Below are 23,289 nucleotides of genomic sequence, written 5' to 3' on the forward strand. Positions count from 1 at the left end.
TCGTGGGAGCGCGGACGGCTTCGTCCGCAGGTAGGGCGCGTTATCCCTAACGCGCCGCCTCCGGGGTCGATCGGTCCGAGAACGATCGAAATGCAGGACACAGAGGCCACGGAGAGCACAAACCGAGGGCACAGAGCTGATCACTGTAACCACAGATGGACACAGATCCGTGGAATCGGTGGTTGGTTAGGGAGCTCGGGCGTTGACTCCGCCTGTCCTCGGTTCGTCTCCTGTGAATCCAAACCGGTTTGTTTGAACAGGAGGCGATCCGAGGCCGATCCGAGGACGATCCGCCAATCCTAGGAGCTGTCGCTTCGCTCGGTAACGCGGGCAGCTCGCTGGGCGGAGATCAGAGGGCAGAGTTCAGAGCCCGACCTCTCTCAACCCTCAACTCTCAACTTTCCCATCACCGTCCACAGTCCACCGTTTTCCGTCCACCGGACTCGTCTCGCCTACTCCGCGGAACGGGCGTGAAAGGGCTTGGGCGGGTCGCCCTCGAACTCGGACGCGGTCAGCTTAGCCAAAGGGACCGGCAGCCACCGCTCCTCGCGTCCGTAATAGCGGCACGTGCGAAGATTCACCACGATCAGGATGCCCACGCCGGCGAGCCGGAGATCCTCCGTCGTCGGCGGCGTGCGGCTGCCAAACACCGAGCCCTGATCGGACACGAAGACGAACCGGTATCCACGCAGCGAGCTCGGGTGCGGGACCAGCGCGGACATGACGGGACGATCAGCCACGCTAACAACAACTGTCAAGTGAAATGCTATTTATAGGCTGTCGATCCATAGGCATCTCACCGTTAGGATTCTCGCGTGGCTGCCGAAAGTGCGAAAGAACTCCGGGCGTTGGGAGAAGCGATCCGCGCAGGACGGAAGACCCTGGGGTTGAGCCAGGAAGACTTTGCCGAACGGTGCGACGTGCACCGCACCTACGTGGGCCAGGTCGAACGAGGAGAGAAAAACATCTCGTTCACCAACGTTCTGAGGATCGCGCGTGCGATCGGCCAAAAACCCTCCGTCCTTCTGGGCAAGGCGGGACTCTAGACCGCGAACCCGCGGTGCTCTTGCCTCGGATCGCCCTTGGTATTCCTCCTGTTCAAACAGACTAGGCCTTACGCTTTAAGCTTTATGCCTTAAACTGACAGCGTGTCGCGCTGATTCTCACAGGAGCCGAGCCGAGGACAAACCGAGGAAATCGCGCCAAGAGGCGCAGAAGAAGCAGCGGCGGCGGTGAACGGCCAACAAAAAGCCGCCGGGGGATCCGCACCGGCGGCTCGTTATTCAGCGGGCTGGCTCACACCTGATCAGGGCATGGTCCAGGTTTCGCTGAGGGTCCCGGTGTGTCCGGGGCGATCGACCGCGGTGGCGGCGATGCTGACGGTCTGGCCGCTGGTGCGCGCCGTGGTGGCGGTGTACACCCACATGCCATTGACCAACGTGGCGGCGCCCTCCTCGAGCACCGACAGATCCGCGTTGCGGATGGCCACGTTGACCGCCGTGACGCTCACGTCGTCGCGGGCGCCGACCGTAATCGGATCGCCGATGGCGCCGTGATACCCGCTCAGGTTGATGAGGTCGACCTCCGGCGGCCGGAGGTAGTCCGCCATCATGACGATGAACGGCGTCCAACCGTTCTCGCGGGCGGCCTGCTCGTAGACCGCGTCCGGGGTGGTGCTGCGGGCGTAGGCGGCCGCGAGCTTGAACCGATTGCGGGCCTGGACCTGGGCGGCCGACTGCGGATCCGCAGGCGCGACGCGCGGGCCGATGATGACCCGCCCGCCGCGGAGCCGGTAGATCCAGTTGTCGATGCCGCCCTGGATGGCCTTGAGGGCGCTGTTGAGTTGAATCCTAGCCATGACGACGCCCTCCTTTCTGCGCCGGTTGCGGCGTCGGACAGCGGGTCCGCGGGTCGCATTCTGACGAGGGGAATCCCTCTTGCGACCCTCTTGAACCCATGCTGTGACCGACCTGTCGGTTTCCGGGAGCGGTTCCGGCCCGGCCGGTCGAGTCGACCGGCTGGTAACGGTAGCTCTCGAGCTTCATCTTCTCGACCGAGGCAGCCGTGCGGCCGCGCCGGCGGAAGAGCGACAGCAGCGGAACGACCAAGGCGGTCGCGATGGCGATCACCGGATTGCGCTGGAGCGCGGTATCGATCAACTGCCGGCCCGCCGTGGCGGCGGTGTCGGGGTCGATCAGTTTGTTCTCTGGCATACTTGTCCTTTGGTTGAGTTCATCCGGTCCCGGAGCGGCTGAGGCCGCCCCTTCGCGGATGCAGGACAAGGCTAGCGGAAATCGGGCTGGTGCGGGTAATCGGCAGATGCGATGCGGAGCATCGGCGCGGGCGATACGCGGGGACGGCGGACGGTGGACGGTGGACGCCCGCTAATCACGCGAATGGCGCGAATAAGCGCTAGCCCGGAAATTTCATGAACAGGAGTGACGCTCCGTCCGAAATTTCCGTCCGCCTGCGGCGGAGCGACCTTGTCGCGGCTAGCCCCGACAGAGTCGGTCCGGAGGGCGGATATTTGATGAATTCCATGAAATATCCGGGCTAGGGCGATGGCGGGTAGAGCCCACGAAATACACGAAAGGCACGAAAAGGGTAACTGGCAGCTTTCGGCATAAAGCTTATAGCGTAAGGCACAGAACGGTGGACGGTAGACGGTGAGCGGTGGACGGGGACCGGTGACGCGGTTCCTCCTACGCCAAGCCTTCCTCCTACGCCAAGGCTTCCTCCTACGCCAAGGCTACGGAGGACAAGACGGAGGACAGGGGACGGTGGACGGTGGAACGGTAGGCGGTAGACCGGATACAAGTGTCGCACCGTCCGCATTACATTGGTATTGCAAAGCGCGGGCGTTTCTGTCTGGGTACCATACCCGCGTCTGTGCACCGGCAGCAGTCCAGGCTGCGGATGCGCCCCACCCCCACTGCGCGTGAACCCTCAACGACTGGACTGGTTCGTGAAGGTCGCCCGCTGTGGTGGGATCAGCCAGGCGGTACGCCGGCTGCCTCACACGATCCAGCAGCCCGCCTTGAGCGAGCACATGACGGAGCTGGAGGAGGAGCTGGGGACCAAGCTGTTCATCCGGCAGCCGTTTAAGCTCCTCGGTCCCGGTCGGGAGCTGCTTCGCCTGGCCGGCCCGTTCTTCGACGAACTCACGGCGCTCGTCGAAAGGCTGCGAGATCGGCGGGAGCATCTTCGGCTAGCCGTGACGGAACTGGTGCGGCCGGAAGGGCTGTCGCGACTGATCACCACGCTGGAGGCAGCGCATCCCGGGCTGCGCTGCACGGTAAGCTCGGAGAGATGGCCCGAGGTCGGCGACAGCCTGAGAAACGGGACGGTCGATCTGGCGCTGACGTTGCGCGGTGAAGCGCGGCTGCCCGGCGTGTCGATGCGTGACCTCGCGGAGTTGCCGCTGGCGCTGTTGGTTCCGACCGGCAGTGCGCTGCGCGATCCGGAAGAGCTTTGGCGAAACCAGCCCATCACGCAGCGGCTGATTTGTCCGGGGCCGGCTCATGCCGTGACGGAGATGTTCGAGCGGGGGTTGGGCTTGGCCCGGATGCACTGGCCCGTGGCGATCGAAGTCGATTCGCTGCGCCGGCTGATCGATCTGGTCGGCGCGGGCGGAGGCGTCGGGGTGACCGTGATGGCGCCCTGGCTGGTCCGGCGTCGGGACGTCCGGGTGCTCCCGTTGAGCGGGTTTGCTCCGGTGCATCTGGCCGTGTTCTGGAAAAGTCCGCCGCAGGCGATCGTGCGCGAAGCAGTGGAGGCGTCGGTCGCGGTGCTGGGAGAAGCATCGCCGGAGGCGATGGCGGTTTGAGGAGTAAGGCTTAAAGTCTAAGGCTCGGACTGGTTTAAACAGGAGACGATCCGAGGGAGAACCGAGATCCAATCGAGATTGGCCGCAAGAAGGCGCAGAACGGTGGACAGTCGACGGTGGACGGTAAACGGGGGACGGGGGACGGTGGACAGTTGACGATAGACGGAGGACAGGGAGCGGTGAAGCGGTAGACGGTGGGCGGTGCTCCGTTTAGCTGGGAGCCGAGTGTCAGAGCCCGATCTACAGTCGATCACGCCGGCCCGGCTCTCAGCTCTGGACTCTCAGCTCTCAACTCCGCCTGTCCTCGGTTTGCCTCCTGTAAAATCAGATCGGATTTGTTTGAACAGGAGTCGACCCGAGGTCGATCCGAGGACAATCCGCCAATCCTTAAACGATGGACACAGATCCGTGACCATTCGTGCGAGTCGCGCTGCGGGCATAGCCCTGCCCCGTCGAGCGCTCCGCGCTTTGGCCTCTGACTATCGCCTGCCGTCTATGGTAGTCCGTCTACCGCCCGACCATCGGCCGTCTGCCGCCCACGGTCCATCGCCGACTGTGGACCGTCCACCGAATCGCCTCAACCACGGCGGCGGCGAGCGCAACTCCGAGCCACGCTGCGGCCACGTCCCGCAGGTCACAGAACCGGGTGGGAATCCACAGCTGCGCGATCTCGCACACCAGTGCGAACGCGGCGACGCCTGCGTAGCCTCGCACCCGTCGCTGGCGCGATTCGGCGAGCAGTCCCACTACGAGCGCCAGGAAACCGAACGCCGGTATATTCCGGAGCACGCCGGAGCGGTTCGTCCATTCCGCGACGGAATCCGGCAGCCATAAAAACTCGGCGACCCGTGGCGAGCTGCGCACGCTAAGAGCGGTCATCGCCAGGATCAATAGCAGCACCAGTCCGCGACCGAGAACGACGGTGGACAGTCGACGGGAGACGATCGACTGTAGACGGTGGGCGGTTCCTCCTTCGCCAAGCCTTCCTCCTTCGCCAAGGCTACGGAGGACAAGACGGAGGACGGGAGACGGTGGACAGTGGCGGTCGGCGGTGGACGGAAGACGGTGGGCCGTTGACGTTCGCTGCGACGGCCGCATCTCTGCTTCGCACGGAAACTCGGAAACAAAGGTGGCGGAATGGAGCGAGTTGCCGGGCTGCATGGCTGCGGGTGTGGCAAAAATTCGGCACATCCGCCCGATTCTGGAGCGCGTCTGACGTCACCTCTCGCTCATCTTGGGATGGCAAATGGCCTTGCCCGTCGCGCCGACAAAATCCTCAAGCGCAACGCTCCATAGTACCGATTTACGTTATTCCGGGGCAGGGTTGAACCCCGAAACAACCAGCCCACTCGGTTGGAGTCGCTCGAAGACTCCCTGCAACGCAGGCTCGCTCCAGATTTCCGAAAGCGGACGCGAGCTCGCAATCCGCACAAAAAACTGCTCGCCGCCCAGAGATCTGTGTTCCTTGCCAAACAACCGCCACATGAACGTCAGCTTGGGGAAACCGTACCTCCACATCTCCACAGCTCGTCCGTCCAGCAGGTGCCAGAACGCAACGTGTTGCATTGTCCCGCCATTAACGAAGGACCTCAACTGGCCAGCCGCGGTGCGGGTCCCGGGCGTAAAGCCCCGGAAATTGTCGCGAGCTTCGGTTGCAGTCCATCCGTTGGTACCCCAGCAAGTATCGGGCGTGTGAGCATTGACCGTGCGGAGATCGACCTTCCCGGCACTCCAATACGCCACATAGATCGTAAATTCAGCCGGTCCGTTGCGAAAGTGAAGGTAGGTAAAATCATCATACCGAAGCGTGCGACTGACCATTTCGCTCCCGAGCTCCGTTTCACTCAAGGGAAGCTCGGTGGTCGACCAACCTCTCGGCTGATAAGCGCGTAACGCCGGCACCACCAACGCTGCCACCGGAGGTGTTTGGGTTTCGTACCGCAGTCGAAACCGAATGGTAACAACAAATCCGAGGACGAGCGTGCCAAGTGCCACGGCCAGCCCCACATACCGCCACCACCGGTGACTCCGCCATCCGGCCTTCGGTCGGTTTGTTCCTGTGATATACATCCGACCGTCTGATGTTGAGACCTCTTCTAATGGGGGCCCCTTATTCCCGGCCATTCTCCGACTGACCTAGCATTCGCACCCAGAACAAGGGGGACTATCGCGTCCTGCCCTACGTCCGGCCAACAGTAGTCTCGGAAAAGTTCCGGATACCAGCGCGTCAACAAAGTTTTGATTTCTGTCCTAAACCGCTCAGGTCGAAACCGCTCCGCGTTAGCGCGGCATCGCCGTGGATCGTACCGCCCTTCGAACTCAGACTCAAAACGGCATATAGCATCAGCCAATGCTTTGGGCGTCTGCTCCTCGAAAAATAAACCTGTAGACCCCTCGATCACCGTCTCCAATGCGCCACCTTTTCGATACGCGATCACAGGACGTCCAGCAGCCTGCGCTTCCACAGCTGTAATGCCGAAGTCTTCAACTTGAGGATAAAGAAACGCGCGACAGCACTCCATGAAGTTCTTCACCACTGCGAATGGCTGCCGTCCTAGAAATTCCACCGTCGGCCCAGCAATACGCTTGAGGCGGTCGAGTTCCGATCCTTCTCCGACTACGACAAGATTTCGGCCAAGCATCGTACACGCAGTGACCGCGAGATCGACTCGTTTATAGGGGACAATGTGGCCAACGACTAGGTAAAACCCCGCCGATTGCTTGTCCGGCGTGAAGTCGTCCACCGCGACAGGTGGATAAACGACCATCGATTCGCGACCGTAGCACTTCTGAATCCTTTCCGCCACAAATCGTGAATTTGCTATGAAATGATCGACGCCCTGCGCCGCCTGATAGTCGAATTTCCTAGAAGTAGCTGCCACGAACTTGAACAGGAATCTGCCGAACGGACCGAGATCGCGGGCGTATTCTGTGTACTCGCTAAGCATGTCCCATAAATATCTCGGAGGGCTATGGCAATAGCATACATGTCGCGCTCCTGCGGGGACCCGCACCGCCTTAGCCAGACTAGCGTCACTGGACAGCACCAATCTTGCGAAGCGGGGGACGCGTAAGCTTCGAAACGCCCGAGCGTGCAGTGGCAGCAACATCTTGTAGCACCAGCGAGCACCCGGTATCCACTGTATCCATGAGGTTATGATAACATTTCCACCAATCCAGCTGGGTATTTGCCCGCGAAAACTTATGAGCGTCATGATCGGCGCATCCGGGAAAAGGCGCCGAAACTCGCCGAGCACCTTCTCGCCGCCTCTATAAGTCACCAACCAATGGTGAACCAGGACACTAAATCCTTTATCCTGTGCGTATGTCGTCATCTATTGGAACATATGCACCTGCTCACATAATAGTCTGAAGTCCCTCATTTAGGTACTTGCACTGATACGACATCAGCGGGTTGCCGGTTCGTTCCAGTACCCACACCGATGTATGACACGCATCAGTCCAAAACCGAGCCAATAAATTCCCACCAAACTCGGGCCGGAGCGGATAAAAGCCGACGCCAATCAGCGCCTTTAGCTTATATAGTCCGTGCCCAACACAGAACTCTGTAAACGCTCGCTGACTAAATCCGCGTACGTGCGGTCCCCATATCCGAATTGACGAGGGCTGATAGCCACACAGCAACATCGCCCTATTATGAAGGCTGGCCAAATTTGGAACCGAAAGGATCACTATTCCCCCAGGCCTAACGACACGGGCAATCTCGTCAAATGGACGGAAAATGTTCTTTAAGTGCTCGAGCACTTGATTACAGACCACCACGTCGAAACGACCAGTCTCCATCCCAAACTCCTGCTCTTCAATATCGATTATCTTCACCTTAACACCGAGAAGTTCAGCCTCCCGGGCAGGCTCAGCCATCGCCTCCACGCCCCAGATATCTATCGCCGCAATAGTACGAGCATAGCCTAAGGTCGTTGCGCCGTTCCAGCAGCCAACGTCAAGCAATGCCCCCTTCCGCATAGCGTACTTGGAGAGACATCTGTTGATCGTTTTGTTCAGGGCAATATGTATGCGGGTGCAACGTTTCATTTGAGTATTCGGTGATGCGATCACATGATGCGCCCAACCTGAAGACTAAGGAGACCCGTGTACACCTTTTCGACGTTGGCCGCGACACGCTCGATCGAATGATTCTGTAGAACCTGTGCAATCGCAGACCGACGCAACATTTCGTAGCATTGCTGGTCGCGAACGCACTCCCAAATCCAATCTACAGCGGAGTCTGGGGCATCTCGCGAAAACAGGAAGCCGTTTGCTCCACGCCTCACGACGTCCCGGTTTCCCGACACGTCCGTTGCAACCGGTACGGCACCTCTGACCATACCTTCTAGAAGCGCCAACGACATCCCCTCCCAACGCGAGGTATTCAGGATAAAAGCCGGTGAACCCCACGACCAGACGTCCGCGACAATGCCGTGCATTACCACAGCACTGCCTAACGCCTTGATAGCAGTCCTCCCGAAATCGCTAGTCGCGTCTAGTCCCTCACCAAAAAAGTGAAATCGAAACCTACTCTCGTTGCCGCAACGTTGTATCAACTGGCGTGCAATGAACAGCGCGAGCACGGGATCTTTCTGCCAATTGTCTCTACCCACAAAGTAGACGTCAACGCGCCTCGTCACGTCAGCCACAACGCTCGACAGCGGAGGCGCCACGCCGTTCGGAATCACCATTGTCGCACCGTACTTCAATGTGCCCATGAACTCGATTTGCTCAGATTTCGATACAAACAATGTGCATCCGGAAAGGAGTATACCGACTCCCTCGACCAATCGCTGAAACCAACGATGGGCTCCGGCCGCAAAATGGCATCCGTGTGGGGTATGAATGACCACGCACCGGGCCGCCAAGCAAATGATTTTCGAATATGCACCGGCTCCTCGGCCATGGGAATGAACTACAATTGGCCCTCGTGTCTCATGGATCAGCTTAAGCATGGTCCAAATGTGGACAAAAGAGAGACTCCGGTGCGGCATGTCGACGAATGAGACGCCGGGGACGCTCGCAGAAACTCGGGCCCGGAATACAGGCACGTTTGGGCACGCGAACACATAAGAGCAGCCACTGTGACTGAGCGCCGCAATTTGCCGCATGTACTCCGGGCCTCCGCCGGTGTCAGCCCTGGCCGATATGGATAGTACGATCAACTACGGTTCCTTTCGTCTCACGGGACGGGGTCCGTTTGGCGTCCGTCCACAACCTGGCCAGCCTTTTCGTCGACTCCTGCGGGCAAACGAGCTGTCTGTCGACTTCCCAAAGGAGTGGCAACAGTGAAAGAAAATAGTACGTCTCTACTAGAAGCAGAAAACTGAGCATCCCGGTGAAACAGGCGCACCTCAGGCACCCGACCCCAGCCGCTCGAGGAAGGACACGCAGCCTAATACCGCCAAATATTAAAGCGCCCATGGTGAGCACCCCAATCACACCGCTTTGAACGCACACGTTCGCAAATGCATTCATCATCCCATATACGCCATTAGGAATGCGCCTCAGCATCTCGGCATTAGGGGAGAAACCCGCAGGCGCGGAGAATACTTCACTCACGCCAGAAAACCCCGCGCCGAACGGGAACCGTGTGACGTGTTCGAGGGTGAAACGCCAATGAAGAAGACGAGATCCGGTGCCGGTGCCGCTGGTGTTGGCGAACGTCAGCAGTTCACGCACACCTGCAAGTTCAGCTTCAAGGTAGCCGCGAGACCGACTAACCAACGTGAACCCAATCGCGGCGGCTACAAGGAGGACCGCTATGCCAATCACACGTAGTCTTCGCTCCCGGGACGGAAATCGGATAGCAGCGACGACCAGAAAAGGGGCAACCACTACGCAGATTGTTACTCCCGCTTTGCTCAATGGAACAAGCACGCCAAGTGCGGCGACGACCATGCACAGGAGTACCATCCCCGTGGCGGTAGGGGCCCGTAGTACCTTTTGCTGCTCCGCCGCCAAAGCGGCACAGCCGCTCAGCAGCGAAAGCAAAACTAACGTGGCCGACAGAGTGCTCGCCTCGCCGAAGAGAGCGCGCAGCCTCTCAGTGCTGCCGTATTGCATGAAAAATGAATCCATTCCGCCGTACCTGTCTTGGTAGTTCGGAAGCATATCACGAATGTATACCCCCATCGCTTCGGGAGCCATTGGAAGCGCTGCCACAATTGCAGCACACAAGGGGATTAGCGCGCAGCGGAACACACCAACCCGATGGAACACGACCAGGGAAATGCTGAACACACTGACCTGCGGCAGCCAAAAACCTAATATACCGATGAGGTTGTCCGAAGCTCCGGCATTGATGAACTCGGCGGCCACCGCAGCAAGCGGAAGTAGTCCCACCAGAAACAAGCCGCCTATTGCAATTCTCTGGAACACCGTCAACGCCAAGGCCGTGGCAAGTAAAACAATATGAACCCACCAAGGCACATACAAGATCGGCGCACACCATAGAAGGATCAGAACTACGGCCGAGGCATTCGATACAGCCTGCGTCGTTGTTCTTTTTGGTCTATTCATGGCCCTTTTTTAAGGATTCACAAGGCGGGCGAACAGGGCTGAGCCGACGCGCCACCTGACAACAATGCGAATAGATGCCGGGCAGGCAGGCACGCACGAACAACCTGCATAGGCTAGCGGCGCCTAACCTAGCCGCCGCCACATATTTGACAAATGTACCGCTCGCCCTGCAAAACCCGTGTCGACTCCGGATCTGCGGCACTACGACTCGCAACCAGAAACATGCCTCGGCCCTGCGCGACAGCCGGCCAACCGATTGCGCCCACGCGATGCTGTAGTCGTAATCGCTGTCGTTTGAGATCCGCCCGAGTTTTGCTCGTCCATGGTACACGGCGAGTGTCTCGCCGCAGCAATCTAGTTGAATTTTCGCCGCCTGAGCCCTTATAGCGATATCCCAATCTTGATGCTTGGCCAGTCCGTCACGGAACGGCACCTGTAACCAGACCTCCCTCGGTGCGAGCAATGTCGATGTTTGAATATTGCATCCAGCCACGAAGAGATATTCCGCGACGTCCTCCCCTCTAGCGATTGCTCTGACGGGCCTGGGCCGCTCAGGTCCACCATCGTCCACCAAAATGCGATGATAGCTGATCACCCCGGTTGGCGCCATTGCGATATGTCGTAGCTGAGCTGCCAGCTTATTGGGGTACCATTCATCGTCTGAGTCGAGAAACGCGACGAATCTCCCCCGACTTTGATTCACGCCAACATTGCGTGCCCTAGCGGCGCCAAACGGGGAGTTGAGTCTCGACACGATCACCCGCTCGTCCAAGAACTCGGACCCAAGCGCTGAATCGATCGGCTGTAAGGACGCATCGTCGATGATACGCACCTCGATATCGTTACACGTCTGAGCGAGCACTGATCTCAGCGCACGGCGCAGTTCAATAGGGCGATCTCGCACTGGGATAACAACGGAGACTAGTGGATGTCTCGACATGGCGCCGTTTCTGGCTCAAAAGCCTTTCGGGCGCTTCGCGTGCTGCGTCCTGCCTTTTCTCGACTGCCAACCGGGTGCTACCGAGTTTATGCAGGTATGCCTGACCCACGCTCTCGCAAGTTGCACGGAAAGATTCCAGATGTCGCGCGCGCGCATCTGCTCTCGGTTGTTCAGCTTTCGCAAAAAGTACCGTACCATTACTTGGTGAGACGCCCAGTCTCTCCTGCTACTGCGCCCGCCCCAATGAAATTCCGCCACCGGAAATCCCAAGTGATGGAACTCGGCCCAACGATCGAGTCGTAACCAGAGATCATAGTCCATCCCCAACAGAAGCCGTTCGTCATACTGTTCTCGCATGGCCAGTTCCCGCCCGATGAACACTGATTGGTGATTAATGCTATTTGCGATCTGAATCGTATCGCGATTAGCATGCCGCAGATGCCTGAACCCATCACCGGCTTCGTAAAAATCACCATACACGACTATACGATTCGCATTTAGCCTTTCTAGAACGGGCGAAACCCGCATCAGAACATCTTCCCTTGCGTATATATCGCCCGAGTTCAAGTAGCTAATCCAGCGACCAGTTGCGAGACGGGCGCCGAGATTCAGGGCCGCCGAGATTCCTCCGTCGCATAGCCCGGTGGCTGCTGGACCGGATCCCACTACTTCCAAATCCGAATCAGTCGCACCTACTACTACCCACTCAATATCGGGGCAGTTCTGTTGCTGTTCAATCGAGGCTTTCGTCCTGACGAGTCCAATCCGATCTGCCTTCGTAATGGTTACAATAGAGAGTAATCTGCTCATATTCCAACAACTATTTTATATGCCATCGCAATAGCCCTTACAGTCTTTCGCCAGACCACCATATCCAGTGCAATCAGCGCGCAGCCGATTCTCGACAAATCCTGCTTTCCCAATACCCAAATACATGCCAGGCCTGCGCGCCTCCTCTCGGTAGGCCATCGCATCACTTCCGCAATCCTCACAGCCCAAAGGGCGCTGGCGCAACGAGCAAGACCGCGCCTCGTCCCTCGCTCGCTCGCGTGATCCACCAGTTCCTTCTCTAGCTCGGTGAGTGCCAAACGAGTGTCCGATAATATCCGCTCGCTGGCCGACGTGACAATAGAACCAGGCCGGATTCTATATGCATAACATATATCTGGTACTACCTTGACGTTACTTGCGTGCAGGAAAAACGCCCCCAAGAATGATATCCCTTCCATTGAGCAACCGATCGGGAAACGGATGCGATGGTTGTTCACAATCTCTGCCCTCAAGATCTTATTCCACACCGCGAACCGGAGGTGGCCTGCGAGATACGACTCAAGAGGCGTTCCGACAATCGGCCGTGGCCGATGAGGCACCCGATGCCCTTCCATGATTTCTTCGGTGCCGAAGACGATTGCATCAAAACGCTGCTGTTCGCACTGCGCAATCATACACGCAACAGCACCTGGGAGGATCATATCGTCCGCGTCTATGAACCAAAGATATCGCCCACCCGCTGCGCTTGCGCCAGCGTTCCGAGCTGAACTGAGGCCCCCGTTTTTCTTAGTTACGCACTGCAGCGCCCAGCGTTTCTTGTGCGCTCGAATCACGTCTGAGGTTCCATCAGTCGATCCATCATCGACGATGACCACATCCAGCCTATCGTCCCGCTGGCTTTCGATCGATAACAGGCAATCATCGACCCACGGTTCGACGTTGTACGCAGCAATTACAATGCTAAGAAGCTTGTCCATGTCTAGAGCGCTCTAGACCGTCGCGCGATCGCAAACCTAAGCACCGCCTCGCCGACGGACCCCAGCACCACCGTCCACGCGATCTTGGTTGCATTTCCGGGAAACGCTAAGACTGCGCCGGCTAGTAGCGCCACTATTGCTAATGACGAGAGCAAAACGCTCGTAAAGTACCAACCATCCTGGCGATGTGCCAAAAGGCCGAGATGGCCAATAAACGATGATGCTATGAGGCCAGGAAGCGCCCAACCCATGACCCCAAGCAGCGGCCCAGCGCCCGCGAGCGCAACCCCTCCGACAAGCGAGGCGATCGTTTCCGAACCGATTGCCAGGCACGCGGAGACTATACACCCAGTAGCGACACCGCTATAAACAAACACGGCTAGTCGACGAGTGTCGGGCCGGGCACAGAACGATGGATATACTGCTCTGGTTATGTTATAGCTGACGCTGGCTACCAGCTCCACGATTTTGCTTCCGAAATCGAGCTTTGCGATGTCGCCAAAGCTCAAAACGCTCGCTGTAAGCGCAACCGGGCCGCGGTCCTTTATCGCAGTTGCACTTGCGGCTAGCGCTACGCGCCAATTGAGTTTTAGGCTGCTACTGAGCCTTACAGATGTGACGCTCTGTAGTGTTAGCGACGAGTGCCGGATCAATATCACAAAAAAGACCACACCTACCAGTAGCTGAGGTGCTAAAGATATTGCATAGAATTCCCCATAATCCGATGCGTCCGACACGCAAAGGTATATAGCACCAATCGACGCAATCCGCGCTATCCCATAACTGAGCGCTATCGACATCAATTGCTCCCGCCCTTGGTAGTACCACAATGGAAACACCGCGCAAGACAAGACGAGCAGACTTGACCATTGGCCTAACGTGCGGAGAACCAAATCCTCTGAGTATAAGTAGTAGATGTTTACTGCGATGGCAGCAAGTATCGCAAGGAACAGTCTGAGCTTCACAAGCGCAGACGTCGTCGCTCGCAGCTCGGATGGATCGTCCCTCGCAGTTGCTACCTCTCGTGGGCCAGTCGTAGTGGTCCCAAAATCGGCGACTAGCGATACGATCAGTGCTAGCGCGTTGACGTTCGCATACTTTCCATACACGTCCGCACCAAGTGCTCGCAGCGCGTACGGGTAGATGCATAGCGGTGCCACTAGATTCGCAGCTTGTACGATCATCAATGCTGTGAAATTCCGGACCTGCGTAGACGCGTTAGTCCCGCGTTGTCTGGTCGGACACGCTGCAGTAGAGGTCTGCGGCGCCGTGACGCTTTTTATCATCTCGATCTTTGAGTTACTGTAGCGTACTCCGCGAGGAGCTCACTTGGGCCGGGCATTTGTTCCCGGCCGCCCTGTATATGGGTGGCGCGAATCAAACAAGTCGGGGGACCGTCGGCCCCCGTGATCAGATGATCGAGCCCCTCACACGCTGAACCTCGCGCAATACTGCAGAACTTTGCGTTCTCGAGATGATGAAACCGGCCGTAGCCTTCCGCGATGTTAGCGGTGATCGACCGCGCCGCTCGGATGATCTGGTCGCTCAAGCGGTGCTTCTCCGAAATTGGCAATAAGGGAACGACCTGCTTTGCCACAAACAGCCGAACCTCGCGACCAGCCTTCCAGCACTCCAGATCTTCAAAAGAGTGAATGGGCGCAGGCATGGTGGATGGGGACTGATTATTGGTTATTGGTGGCTGATGCCGTTGCGGATGATCGCATCCTAATAACCAACAACCTTCATCCAATAACTCCGTGCCGCTTCGCGGCACGGCTTCGCCCCGTCACTTCTGGGAGAAGCAACCGAGGCGACAGGCTCGCCGTGTATCAGCATCGCTGGACGGGCTACGTCGGCGCACCTTGGCTAGGCGCGCCGGACCGGACCCAAAATCGTTTTCAGCAGGGGCAGCAGCAGCCGCATCTGGCGTCGCCAGGTGTCGAGCTTCGCCAACCGTTTCTCCGCAAATTTCTTTCCCGCCGGCGTCGGTGAACTCTCAGCCAGCTCCCGCAGCCGCTTCAACCGGCCCGGGCCTTCGTTCACCAGCGGAGTCACCTTCTCGCGTAGCAACCCACCGACGAGCTGCCGCAACTCGAGCTGCGGTTGGAAAAGCTGCCGCTGCCCCCCGCCAGCGGCGGGGTTACCATTCCTGCTCCCTGCTCCCTGCTCTCTGCTCCCATCCCCCACTGGAACCACCGCTCCCAGCTCCTTCAGCGCCTGCAAGCCCTGGCTGGTCGAGCCGCGGCTGATGTCCAGCTTTTCGGCAATATCGGTAAAGCTCAGCGGCTGCGGCGAGGCGTAGAGCAGCCCGTAAATCTGTCCCACCGACCGCGGCACGCCGAGTGCATGCACGACGTCACCGAAGAACTCCACGCAGGCCTGCTGGAATTCCGCCGTCACTTCCGCGCCGGGCGCAGCAAGGTACGGGTCGTCACTGGCCGGAGCTGGAGGCAGGCGCGACATCAGGGATCTCCCGATGGCATGTAGGTAAAACTACCGATGTTCAATCCAAAATGAACACCCGCGCGTTTATGACGCGCGATCGGTGCTGTCAGCGTAAGGCGTAAAGCTTCAGGCGTAAGGCTCGGCGGGGGTGGCAGTCGAGATCCAGCTTTCCGATCCGCAACCGCGGATTACACCGATTCACGCGGATCAGTCCGTGGTTATCCGTGACCATCCGTGGTCGGTTCGATGGCTCGGGCCTCGGTTCGTCCTTGGTTGCCTTCTGTGAAATCCAAGCCGTTTTGTTTTGAACAGGAGCCGATCCGAGGGCGATCCGAGAACAATCCAAGGCTGCCCACGGAGCACACGGACCTCGAACCGATGGAAACCACCAAACACACGAACGACACAAAAGGGATCCAGAAGCAGCCCAATCCCTCAGGGACTGGTCTGTTCCTCGGTTCGTCCTCGGTTCGTCTCCTGTGAAAACAATTCAGTTTTGAACAGGAGGAATCCGAGGTCGATCCGAGTTTGGCCGCAAGAAAGCACAGAAGGCACAGAACGGTGGACGGTAGACGGTGGACGGCCAGAGGACAGCGTCCGGAGCTAAGAGCTCAGTGTCCGGTGCCCGACCTTTCTCAACGCTCAACCCTCAACTCTCAACTGAACTGTTTGAACAGGAGTCGATCCGAGGTCGATCCGAGTTCCAATCCGTGCAATCCGCGGGCACACTGTCCACCGTCGACCGCCAACCGTCCACTGGCACCCTCACCATGCCCGCTCCGACTCTCACGCGCCGCCAGTTCGCCAAAGCACTCGGCGCTGGCGCGCTCACCGCGCCGCTGATCGTCCGCCATCTCTTCTCGGCGCCGCCGAGCCGCGTGCTGCGGCACGCCAGCTTCGGCGCCTCCAACATGGCGTGGGCCGATCTCCAGGCGATCTGCAGCAATCCGTTCGTGCAGCTCGTCGCCGTCGCCGAGGTGGATCGCAACCGGCTCGGCGATGTCCTCGCCGCATTTCCGGACGTGAAGGTTTACCAGGACTGGCGCGAACTGCTGGACCAGGAACGCGACCTCGACTCGGTCAACGTCTCCACGCCCGATCACCAGCACGCCGTGATGGCGCTCGCGGCGATGGAGCGCGGCAAGCACGTGTATGGCCAGAAACCGCTCGCGCACGACCTGCACGAGACGCGCGCGCTGACCGACTACGCGCGACGCCATCCGCGGCTCGTCACGCAGATGGGCATCCAGATTCATTCCGAGAAATCCTACCGCACGGCCGTCGCGCTGATTCAGAGCGGCGCGATCGGGCTGATCCGCGAGGTCCACACGTGGAGCAACAAGAAATGGGGCGACCAGGGTCCGCCGCCACCCGTGGGCGATCCGGTGCCGGAGGGATTCGATTGGGATCTTTGGCTCGGCGGCTGCGCCGAGCGGCCGTTCGTGGGGCGCGACTACTATCATCCGGGCAACTGGCGGAAGCGGCTCGATTTCGGCACCGGCACATTCGGCGACATGGGCTGCCATATTTTCGATCCGGTGTTTGAAGGACTCGCGCTCACCGCGCCGCTGAGCGTGCGTTCCGAAGGCCCCGCGCCCGACGCCTGGAACTGGTCGACCGACGCCGTCATCCGTTACGTTTTTCCCGGCACGCGCTACACGGAAGCCGCGACGATTCCGATCACGTGGTACGATGGCGACCAGCGTCCGCCCGCCGAGATCCGTGCGCTGGTGGCGCCAGCGAATCCACCGGCGCGCGCCTCCACGGCGACGCCCGCGCGACCGGCTGATCCGCGCGACGAAGGCTCGATCCTGATCGGCACGAAGGGCGTGCTGCACCTGCCGCATCCGGAGATGCCGCGGCTTTGTCCCGTCGAGCAATTCAAGGACTACCTGCTGCCGCAGGTCACCGGTTCGCACCACTGGTCCGATTGGGCCGAGGCATGCGTCGGCGGCGCCGCGCGGCCGCTCGCGCCGTTCGCCTACTCCGGTCCGCTCACCGAAACCGTGCTGCTGGGCAGCGTCGCGGTGCGTTTTCCGCAGACGACGCTCCGCTGGAATTCCGCGAGGCTCCGGTTCGAGAATGAACGCGCGGCCAACGCGTTCGTCCGCCGCCGTTATCGCCGCGGTTGGCGGCTCGGCAGCGTGTAGGGTGCGGCCGTAAATTCTCGCTTGCACTCTGCGGCGGAAACTTGCTTGTTCTCGCGCTCTTTTACGCACCCGTAGCTCAATTGGATAGAGCATCTGACTACGGATCAGAAGGTTTGGGGTTCGACTCCCTACGGGTGCGCCAGTTTGGGCGGCCGGACGCAAGTCCGGCCGCTTTTTTGTGGCCCTGATCCGAGCATCCGCGCGGAGCCATTGGAACAGGAGGAAACGGCGGTCGGTCCGAGTTTGGCCACAAAAGGCACAGAATGCACAAAAGCAGAACGATCGGGATCGAGAGCCGAGAGCTCAGTGTGCAGATCCGAGTTTGGCCGCAAAAGAGCGCAGAAGGCGCAAAAGCAGAACGATCGGGATCGAGGCGAGAGCTGAGAGCTGAGAGCAGGCAGAAGAGCCGAGCGTAGTCCGATCCGAGCTCCAAGCGCCCCAATCTTCGACCACAGATGGACACGGATGCACACAGATCCGATCCGCGTAATCCGTGGTCAACACTCGGGATCCCTGCGTGTTTGGTGGTTTCCCTCCGTTCGATTTCCGTGCCCTCCGCGTGCTCCGTGGGCAGCTTTGTTTCAACAGGAGCTGATCGGACACCCCTCCAACGATCGCCCACGGAACACACCGGCCACACGGATGCGCCGCCTGCCGTTCACTGATCAGCCCGCCGAGGGTCGCCAGTCCACGAGGCAGAGCTGCAGAAATTTTCGGTCGTTGAAGTGATTCCATTTCAACTCCACCGCGAGGTCCACCGGCACGCCGACCGGCAGCAGCCGCGACGCCATCTTCCACGCCACGCCATGCAGCCGCCGGCCGCGCTGATCCTCGAAGTTGAACCGGAAATGAAAGGTTTTGAAGATCTCCGGCGCGGTCCGCAGCACCACGCCACGCACGCCAAACCGCGGCTCCGCGTTGCCCTGCCCAAACGGATGCAGCTGTTCCAGCTCGTCCATCAGCCGCGGCGTGATCTGCTCGGGCGTCAGCCACGCCGCGAGCTCGAGCCGCGCTTCGGCGATCGCGTCGCCCGCCTGCGTCCGCACCGCCGCGGCGAACTGCTCGCGAAACACCGGCAGGTGCTCCTTGCGCAGCGCGATTCCGACCGCCATCGGATGCCCGCCCCAGCTCACGAGGTGGTCGCAGCACGTGCCCAGCACCTCGACGAGATTCAACCCGTCGATGCTCCGGCCCGAGCCTTTCGCGAACTCGCCCTCGTTGCCCAGCACCACGCAGGGCCGGTTGTATTTGCGCGTCACGCGGCCGGCCACGATTCCCACCACGCCGGGATGCCAGTCCTCGCTGAACAGCACGATGCCGGGCGAATCCGCATAGTGCGTCTCGATCAGCTGCTCGGCCTCCTCGGTGATCTTTCGCTCGATCTCCTGCCGCTCGCGATTGAACGCGTCGAGCTGCTGCGCGGTCTGCTGGCAGAACGCCAGATCCTCGCTCAACAACAGCTCCACCGAGAGCGCGGCGTCGGCCAGCCGGCCGGACGCGTTGATCCGCGGGCCAAGCCGGAACGAAATATCTACGGGGTTGATGCCGTTCTCGGGTTTCACGCCGGCGACCTCCATCAGCGCGCGCAGCCCCGGCCGCCGCGACTCCTGCAGGATCGTCAGCCCGTGACGCGCGAGAATCCGGTTCTCCCCGAGCAGCGGCACCAGATCGGCGACGGTCCCGAGCGCGACGAGATCGAGGTGATCGCGCAGCTTGATCCGAAAAGCCACCGGATGATTCTCCGCGCGCAGCTGCTTCAACAAGCCGTGCGCGAGCTTGAACACCAGGCCCACCGTGCAGAGATGCCGCCAGGGGCCGTCCGCGCCCGTGTCGTCGCGGTGCACGTGCGGATTGATCAACATCCCGTCGAGCGCGCGCTCCTTCGAACGGTGGTGATCGAGCACGATCACGTCGATGCCCTGTTCGCGCAGATACGCCACCTCGTCGTGCGAATTCGTCCCGCAGTCCAGCACGACGAACAGGTGCGGCCGGCCGCCCTCCAGCGCGCGATCGATCGCGCTGCGCGAAAGCCCGTAACCGTCTTCCGAGCGCCGCGGCACGACGAACCGCGGCAGCAGCCCGAACCGCCGCAGCACGCTCACCAGCAGCGCGGTGCTGCTGACGCCGTCCACGTCGTAGTCGCCCAGCACGACCACGCTCTCCTGGTTCGCGATCGCCTGCCGCAGCCGCGTGGCCGCGGCATCGACGTTGCGCAACAGAAACGGATCCTGCAGCGCGGCCAGCGCCGGCGCCAGGAAGGTGGCGCAGCCGCCCGCGTCGCGCAGACCGGCGCGCAGGAGGAGCTCGGCCAGCACGCGGCTGACCCCTGCGCCCTTGCTGAGCGCCTCGATTTCCTCCGTCGGAACCGGTGTGTGAGTCCAGCGCATGGCGTCGAGCCAAGGTAGGGCGGATTATCCCTAATCCGCCGTCCAGCTGCCTCGACAGCCGGACGGTCGCGGCGCGTTAAGGATAACGCGCCCTACCACCTCAGTGCGAAGCCTTGCTCGAGCCGGTCCACTCGTATTTCGGCGCGATGTCGTGGTGCGCTTCGACGTGCTTCCGATCGCCCTTGTGCCACCAGTAGAAGATGGGCGTGGCGATGAACAGCGACGAGAACGTGCCCGTGACAATGCCGACGAGGAAGGTGAAGGAGAGGTCGTTGACCACGCCACCGCCGAACAAATACAGCGCCAGGGCGGCGAGGAAGGTCGTCAAGCTGGTCAGGATCGACCGCGCGAAGACGCGGGAGGTCGCGAGATTGATGACGTCGCGCAGATTCGTGTTCGGGTTGTTCTTCAACTCCTCGCGAATGCGGTCGAACACGACGATGGTGTCGTTGATCGAGTAGCCGACGATCAGCAGGATGGCGCCGACCATGGGCGCCGAGAACTGCCGGCCGCTCAGCACGAAGATGCCGATTGTCAGCAGCACGTCGTGAATCGTCGAGACGACGGCGCCGATGCCGTAGCCGATCTCGAACCGGAACGCGACGTAGAGCATGATGCCCAGGATCGAAAGTCCGATCGAGAGCAGCGCGTTCAACTGAATCTCGCGGCCCATCGACGGACCGACGATCGTGCTGCCGGCCACCTCGAATCCAGCGTTCGGATAAGCGGATTTCAACGTCGCGACGGCTGCCTGGCCCTTGCCCGCCTCGGTCTGCAGGTTGAGCAACCGCTGGCCGCCGCCGATCTCGCTTTGGTAGAACGGCAGCGTCTCGCCGAGCTTCGCGTTGTCGAGCGTGCGTTGCACCTGCTCGATGTTCACCTCCTGCTTGAACGCCAGGTTGATCACGTCGCCACCGGCGAAATCGATGCCGTAGATGCTGCTGCCGCGGAAGGCGATGGCCGACAGGCCGATGGCGACCACGATCCAGGAGGCGATGAAGGCGCGTTTGCCGTATTTGACGAAGTCGATGGCCGGCGGCTGGAGGAAGCTCATCATGAGCATCTTCTTCATCCGGCCGGACGAGATCAGGAAATCGAGCAGCATCTGGCTGACGAGCAGCGCGGTGAACAGCGTCGAGAAGATGCCGATCGTGATCGTGACGCCGAAGCCCTTCACAGGGCCGTTGCCAAAGACGATCATGAGCACCGAGGTGATCAGCGTCGTCAGGTTGGCGTCGACGATGGTGGTGAACGCCCGGTCGTGGCCGGAATGGAAGGCTGCCACGAGCGATTTGCCGGCGGACAATTCCTCGCGCATGCGCTCGAAGATCAGGATGTGTGCGTCGACCGCCATGCCGACGGTCAGCACGATGCCGGCGATGCCGGGCATCGTGAGCGTCGCCCCCAGGCTGGCCAGCACGCCGAGCACCACGAGGATGTTCAGCGTCACGCTCAACACGGCGACGAAGCCCGCGATCGTGTAGTAGCCGATCATGAAGACCGCCACGAGACCGACGCCGATATAGGTGGCGCGCTTGCCGCTTTCCACGGCGCTCTCGGCCATCGTCGGGCCGACCTCGTACTGCTCCTTGACCTGCAGTTCGACGTCGAGCGGGTTGTTGAGCACGTTCGCCAGGTTCAGCGCCTCGCGATCGGTGAACGAGCCGGTGATCTGGGCGGATTCGCTGTTGATTTCCTCGCGCACCGTCGGTGCGGAGTAGAGCTTGTTGTCGAGCACGATCGCCAGCCGGCCCAGCCGGCCCGCCTGCCGGCCGCCCTCGGCGATCTGCCGGGTGACCTCGGCGAAGCGCTGCTTGCCCTCGTTGGTGAACTGCAGGATCACCTCCGGCTTGCCGTACATGTCGGGCCGCGCGAAGGAATTTGAGATCGCTTCGCCGGTCATCTCCGGCACGCGCTTGATGAAGAGCTCCTCGCTGCCGGTCTCGCCACGGCGGCCCTCGTAGTCGAGCGACATGATCTCGTAGCCCGGCGGCGTCTCGACGCCCGGCGCGGGGGTCAGCGTCGGATGCACGATGCGGAAATCGAGCCGCGCCGGCGCCTTCACCTGGTCGACGATCTCGGGGTTGTCGCGGGTGTTGACGCCCGGCAGCTGCACCTCGATCCGGTTGTTGCCGACCTTGCGGATCAGCGGCTCGGCGACGCCAAAGGCGTTGATGCGCGTGCTGATGATCTCGATCGCCTTGTCGAGCTTCTCAGCGCGCTCGCGCTCGTCGGCGGTGTCGCCCGGCCGTTGCACGGCCTCGAGGGTGAACGCCACGCCGCCGGCAAGATCGAGGCCGAGCGGCAGCCGGCTCTTCGAGCGGCGCAGCAGCTCAGCCAGCAGGATCTCGTTGCGTTTTTCGACGTTCGTGAGGTTCGACTCGATCCGGATGTCGGGGAAATACTGCGTGAGATCGAGCCGGCGGTCCTTGCCGATCTGCTTGAGGGCGACGAACTCGCTGAGCACGCGGCCCTCGCGCTTCATGGCCGACGCCTCGGCCAGGAGCGCGTTGAACTCCGCCGGCTTGGCGGTCACGTGAGCCTTGACGTAGTCGACGAAGGGCTGGTCTTGCAGCGGGATGAGCGTGGCGATGGCCCAGCCCAACATGGCAAGGGTCAGCAGCAGCTTCCAGAGATTGCGTCTGAACATGGGTGGTTTTGGTTTAAAAAATGAGTGCGCCGCAGGCCTGGCGCCGGCGAGCGCACGGCGGACGCGCGGCCCGCACGCGCGCGATTATTTCTTCGCTTCGCCGTCGACCTTCTTCACCACCGCGGTCACGAACGCCTTGCCCACCTCGATCTTGGTGTTGTCCGCGATCCGCACGACGAACCGATCGTCCTTCACGTTCGTGATCGTGCCGTAGATCCCGCCGCTGGTGACGATCTCGTCGCCGCTGGTCAGGGCCTTCAGCATCTTCTCGTGCTCCTTCTGCTTCTTGCGCTGCGGCGCGATCATCAGGAAATACATCGCCGCGAACAGCAGGCCGAAGAAGATGAACTGAGTCCAGGGACTGCCGCCCGGTGCGGCTTGCTGCGCGAGAAAACCAGGCACTTCGAGGGGCGAGAACATTTTCGTCATTGCGTGTTGGGAGATTTGAAAAAAGAAAACACGCATCTAACTGATTCCACTCCCGCAAAAGCAAGCCAGTAAGTTGAGAGAACCGAGATGAGAGTTGAGAGATGAGGGTTGAGAGCCGAGGGGCGATCTTCCGCCGCCCGGCAGGTCATTCCCAACGCCAAGCGTTTGACTCCATGCGTTCCGATC

22 protein-coding genes and 1 tRNA gene are annotated in these 23,289 nt (G+C 60.6%); 4 read left to right on the top strand and 19 right to left on the bottom strand.

Annotation, left to right across the window (positions count from 1 at the left end; all coding sequences use genetic code 11):
* Positions 1-452 precede the first annotated feature (452 nt).
* Positions 453-722: a hypothetical protein gene (locus tag OTER_RS17410; RefSeq protein ID WP_012376250.1), complete on the bottom strand. Its 270-nt coding sequence runs from the start codon at positions 720-722 to the stop codon at positions 453-455.
* Between the two features lie 93 nt (positions 723-815).
* Here OTER_RS17410 and OTER_RS17415 point away from each other — a divergent pair, with 93 nt between their 5' ends.
* Positions 816-1,046 (top strand): helix-turn-helix domain-containing protein, encoded by a 231-nt coding sequence (locus OTER_RS17415; RefSeq protein WP_012376251.1) that lies wholly within the window; start codon positions 816-818, stop codon positions 1,044-1,046.
* 260 nt (positions 1,047-1,306) lie between these two features.
* Here OTER_RS17415 and OTER_RS24365 read toward each other — a convergent pair whose 3' ends face one another.
* Together OTER_RS24365 and OTER_RS17425 are read right to left on the bottom strand one after the other, a co-directional pair.
* Positions 1,307-1,858 carry a hypothetical protein gene (locus OTER_RS24365; protein ID WP_012376252.1) on the bottom strand — a complete coding sequence of 184 codons (552 nt, stop codon included), beginning with the start codon at positions 1,856-1,858 and terminating at the stop codon, positions 1,307-1,309.
* Positions 1,851-2,213, bottom strand: a complete 363-nt coding sequence (locus OTER_RS17425) for a hypothetical protein (RefSeq protein ID WP_012376253.1) — start codon at positions 2,211-2,213, stop codon at positions 1,851-1,853. The genes OTER_RS24365 and OTER_RS17425 overlap by 8 nt, the downstream gene beginning before the upstream one ends.
* Before the next feature lie 725 nt (positions 2,214-2,938).
* Here OTER_RS17425 and OTER_RS17430 point away from each other — a divergent pair.
* Complete coding sequence (locus tag OTER_RS17430; protein ID WP_012376254.1) at positions 2,939-3,826, top strand: LysR family transcriptional regulator; 888 nt, start codon at positions 2,939-2,941, stop codon at positions 3,824-3,826.
* A gap of 507 nt (positions 3,827-4,333) precedes the next feature.
* Here OTER_RS17430 and OTER_RS26280 read toward each other — a convergent pair.
* The 13 genes from OTER_RS26280 to OTER_RS17475 form a co-directional block, all read right to left on the bottom strand.
* Positions 4,334-4,705, bottom strand: coding sequence for a VanZ family protein (locus tag OTER_RS26280; protein ID WP_012376255.1), 372 nt, complete (start codon positions 4,703-4,705; stop codon positions 4,334-4,336).
* 8 nt (positions 4,706-4,713) lie between these two features.
* Positions 4,714-4,839, bottom strand: a complete 126-nt coding sequence (locus OTER_RS26880) for a hypothetical protein (protein WP_272940894.1) — start codon at positions 4,837-4,839, stop codon at positions 4,714-4,716.
* A gap of 295 nt (positions 4,840-5,134) precedes the next feature.
* Positions 5,135-5,743, bottom strand: a complete 609-nt coding sequence (locus OTER_RS26695; protein WP_044891854.1) for a hypothetical protein — start codon at positions 5,741-5,743, stop codon at positions 5,135-5,137.
* 179 nt (positions 5,744-5,922) lie between these two features.
* Positions 5,923-6,774, bottom strand: a complete 852-nt coding sequence (locus OTER_RS17445) for a glycosyltransferase (protein ID WP_052300418.1) — start codon at positions 6,772-6,774, stop codon at positions 5,923-5,925.
* Positions 6,775-7,183: 409 nt separating this feature from the next.
* Complete coding sequence (locus OTER_RS24370) at positions 7,184-7,879, bottom strand: class I SAM-dependent methyltransferase (RefSeq protein ID WP_012376258.1); 696 nt, start codon at positions 7,877-7,879, stop codon at positions 7,184-7,186.
* 20 nt (positions 7,880-7,899) lie between these two features.
* The gene (locus OTER_RS27065; RefSeq protein WP_012376259.1) at positions 7,900-8,943 is read right to left on the bottom strand and encodes a glycosyltransferase family 4 protein; all 1,044 of its coding nucleotides are present in this window, start codon (positions 8,941-8,943) and stop codon (positions 7,900-7,902) included.
* A gap of 22 nt (positions 8,944-8,965) precedes the next feature.
* The gene (locus OTER_RS17460) at positions 8,966-10,354 is read right to left on the bottom strand and encodes an O-antigen ligase family protein (RefSeq protein ID WP_012376260.1); all 1,389 of its coding nucleotides are present in this window, start codon (positions 10,352-10,354) and stop codon (positions 8,966-8,968) included.
* A complete protein-coding gene (locus OTER_RS27070) occupies positions 10,347-11,294 on the bottom strand; it encodes a glycosyltransferase family 2 protein (protein ID WP_012376261.1) in 948 nt (315 codons plus the stop codon). Before OTER_RS27070 ends, OTER_RS17460 begins: the two co-directional genes overlap by 8 nt.
* A gap of 15 nt (positions 11,295-11,309) precedes the next feature.
* The gene (locus tag OTER_RS25910) at positions 11,310-12,104 is read right to left on the bottom strand and encodes a glycosyltransferase family protein (protein ID WP_012376262.1); all 795 of its coding nucleotides are present in this window, start codon (positions 12,102-12,104) and stop codon (positions 11,310-11,312) included.
* Positions 12,101-13,042 carry a glycosyltransferase family 2 protein gene (locus OTER_RS24375; RefSeq protein WP_012376263.1) on the bottom strand — a complete coding sequence of 314 codons (942 nt, stop codon included), beginning with the start codon at positions 13,040-13,042 and terminating at the stop codon, positions 12,101-12,103. The genes OTER_RS25910 and OTER_RS24375 overlap by 4 nt, the downstream gene beginning before the upstream one ends.
* A 2-nt stretch (positions 13,043-13,044) precedes the next feature.
* Positions 13,045-14,328: an oligosaccharide flippase family protein gene (locus tag OTER_RS27075; RefSeq protein ID WP_012376264.1), complete on the bottom strand. Its 1,284-nt coding sequence runs from the start codon at positions 14,326-14,328 to the stop codon at positions 13,045-13,047.
* On the bottom strand, positions 14,325-14,708 hold the full coding sequence (locus OTER_RS25355) for a four helix bundle protein (RefSeq protein WP_012376265.1): 384 nt from the start codon (positions 14,706-14,708) through the stop codon (positions 14,325-14,327). Before OTER_RS25355 ends, OTER_RS27075 begins: the two co-directional genes overlap by 4 nt.
* Before the next feature lie 200 nt (positions 14,709-14,908).
* A complete protein-coding gene (locus OTER_RS17475) occupies positions 14,909-15,505 on the bottom strand; it encodes a GbsR/MarR family transcriptional regulator (protein ID WP_012376266.1) in 597 nt (198 codons plus the stop codon).
* A gap of 752 nt (positions 15,506-16,257) precedes the next feature.
* Between OTER_RS17475 and OTER_RS17480 the strand changes: the two genes are divergently transcribed.
* Both OTER_RS17480 and OTER_RS17485 read left to right on the top strand, forming a co-directional pair.
* Positions 16,258-17,637, top strand: a complete 1,380-nt coding sequence (locus tag OTER_RS17480) for a Gfo/Idh/MocA family protein (RefSeq protein ID WP_012376268.1) — start codon at positions 16,258-16,260, stop codon at positions 17,635-17,637.
* Between the two features lie 65 nt (positions 17,638-17,702).
* Positions 17,703-17,779: transfer RNA gene (locus OTER_RS17485), tRNA-Arg, on the top strand.
* A gap of 523 nt (positions 17,780-18,302) precedes the next feature.
* On the opposite strand, the gene recJ is transcribed toward OTER_RS17485, so the two are convergent.
* The 3 genes from recJ to yajC form a co-directional block, all read right to left on the bottom strand.
* The gene (gene recJ / locus OTER_RS17490) at positions 18,303-20,024 is read right to left on the bottom strand and encodes a single-stranded-DNA-specific exonuclease RecJ (RefSeq protein ID WP_012376269.1); all 1,722 of its coding nucleotides are present in this window, start codon (positions 20,022-20,024) and stop codon (positions 18,303-18,305) included.
* Between the two features lie 100 nt (positions 20,025-20,124).
* Positions 20,125-22,674, bottom strand: coding sequence for a protein translocase subunit SecDF (locus OTER_RS17495; RefSeq protein WP_012376270.1), 2,550 nt, complete (start codon positions 22,672-22,674; stop codon positions 20,125-20,127).
* An 84-nt stretch (positions 22,675-22,758) separates the two neighbouring features.
* Positions 22,759-23,103 (bottom strand): preprotein translocase subunit YajC, encoded by a 345-nt coding sequence (yajC, locus tag OTER_RS17500; RefSeq protein WP_012376271.1) that lies wholly within the window; start codon positions 23,101-23,103, stop codon positions 22,759-22,761.
* Between the last annotated feature and the right edge of the window lie 186 nt (positions 23,104-23,289).

It is taken from the genome of Opitutus terrae PB90-1 (assembly GCF_000019965.1).
Classification (GTDB): domain Bacteria; phylum Verrucomicrobiota; class Verrucomicrobiia; order Opitutales; family Opitutaceae; genus Opitutus; species Opitutus terrae.

Coding starts and splice junctions, on each gene's coding strand:
- recJ (WP_012376269.1), bottom strand. CDS start 20,024: ATGCGCTGGACTCACACACCGGTTCCGACGGAGGAAATCGAGGCGCTC.
- OTER_RS17425 (WP_012376253.1), bottom strand. CDS start 2,213: ATGCCAGAGAACAAACTGATCGACCCCGACACCGCCGCCACGGCGGGC.
- OTER_RS24365 (WP_012376252.1), bottom strand. CDS start 1,858: ATGGCTAGGATTCAACTCAACAGCGCCCTCAAGGCCATCCAGGGCGGC.
- yajC (WP_012376271.1), bottom strand. CDS start 23,103: ATGACGAAAATGTTCTCGCCCCTCGAAGTGCCTGGTTTTCTCGCGCAG.
- OTER_RS27065 (WP_012376259.1), bottom strand. CDS start 8,943: ATGCGGCAAATTGCGGCGCTCAGTCACAGTGGCTGCTCTTATGTGTTC.
- OTER_RS17480 (WP_012376268.1), top strand. CDS start 16,258: ATGCCCGCTCCGACTCTCACGCGCCGCCAGTTCGCCAAAGCACTCGGC.
- OTER_RS17495 (WP_012376270.1), bottom strand. CDS start 22,674: ATGTTCAGACGCAATCTCTGGAAGCTGCTGCTGACCCTTGCCATGTTG.
- OTER_RS26280 (WP_012376255.1), bottom strand. CDS start 4,705: ATGACCGCTCTTAGCGTGCGCAGCTCGCCACGGGTCGCCGAGTTTTTA.
- OTER_RS24375 (WP_012376263.1), bottom strand. CDS start 13,042: ATGGACAAGCTTCTTAGCATTGTAATTGCTGCGTACAACGTCGAACCG.
- OTER_RS24370 (WP_012376258.1), bottom strand. CDS start 7,879: ATGAAACGTTGCACCCGCATACATATTGCCCTGAACAAAACGATCAAC.
- OTER_RS25355 (WP_012376265.1), bottom strand. CDS start 14,708: ATGCCTGCGCCCATTCACTCTTTTGAAGATCTGGAGTGCTGGAAGGCT.
- OTER_RS17445 (WP_052300418.1), bottom strand. CDS start 6,774: ATGCTTAGCGAGTACACAGAATACGCCCGCGATCTCGGTCCGTTCGGC.
- OTER_RS25910 (WP_012376262.1), bottom strand. CDS start 12,104: ATGAGCAGATTACTCTCTATTGTAACCATTACGAAGGCAGATCGGATT.
- OTER_RS17410 (WP_012376250.1), bottom strand. CDS start 722: ATGTCCGCGCTGGTCCCGCACCCGAGCTCGCTGCGTGGATACCGGTTC.
- OTER_RS27075 (WP_012376264.1), bottom strand. CDS start 14,328: ATGATAAAAAGCGTCACGGCGCCGCAGACCTCTACTGCAGCGTGTCCG.
- OTER_RS27070 (WP_012376261.1), bottom strand. CDS start 11,294: ATGTCGAGACATCCACTAGTCTCCGTTGTTATCCCAGTGCGAGATCGC.
- OTER_RS17475 (WP_012376266.1), bottom strand. CDS start 15,505: ATGTCGCGCCTGCCTCCAGCTCCGGCCAGTGACGACCCGTACCTTGCT.
- OTER_RS17460 (WP_012376260.1), bottom strand. CDS start 10,354: ATGAATAGACCAAAAAGAACAACGACGCAGGCTGTATCGAATGCCTCG.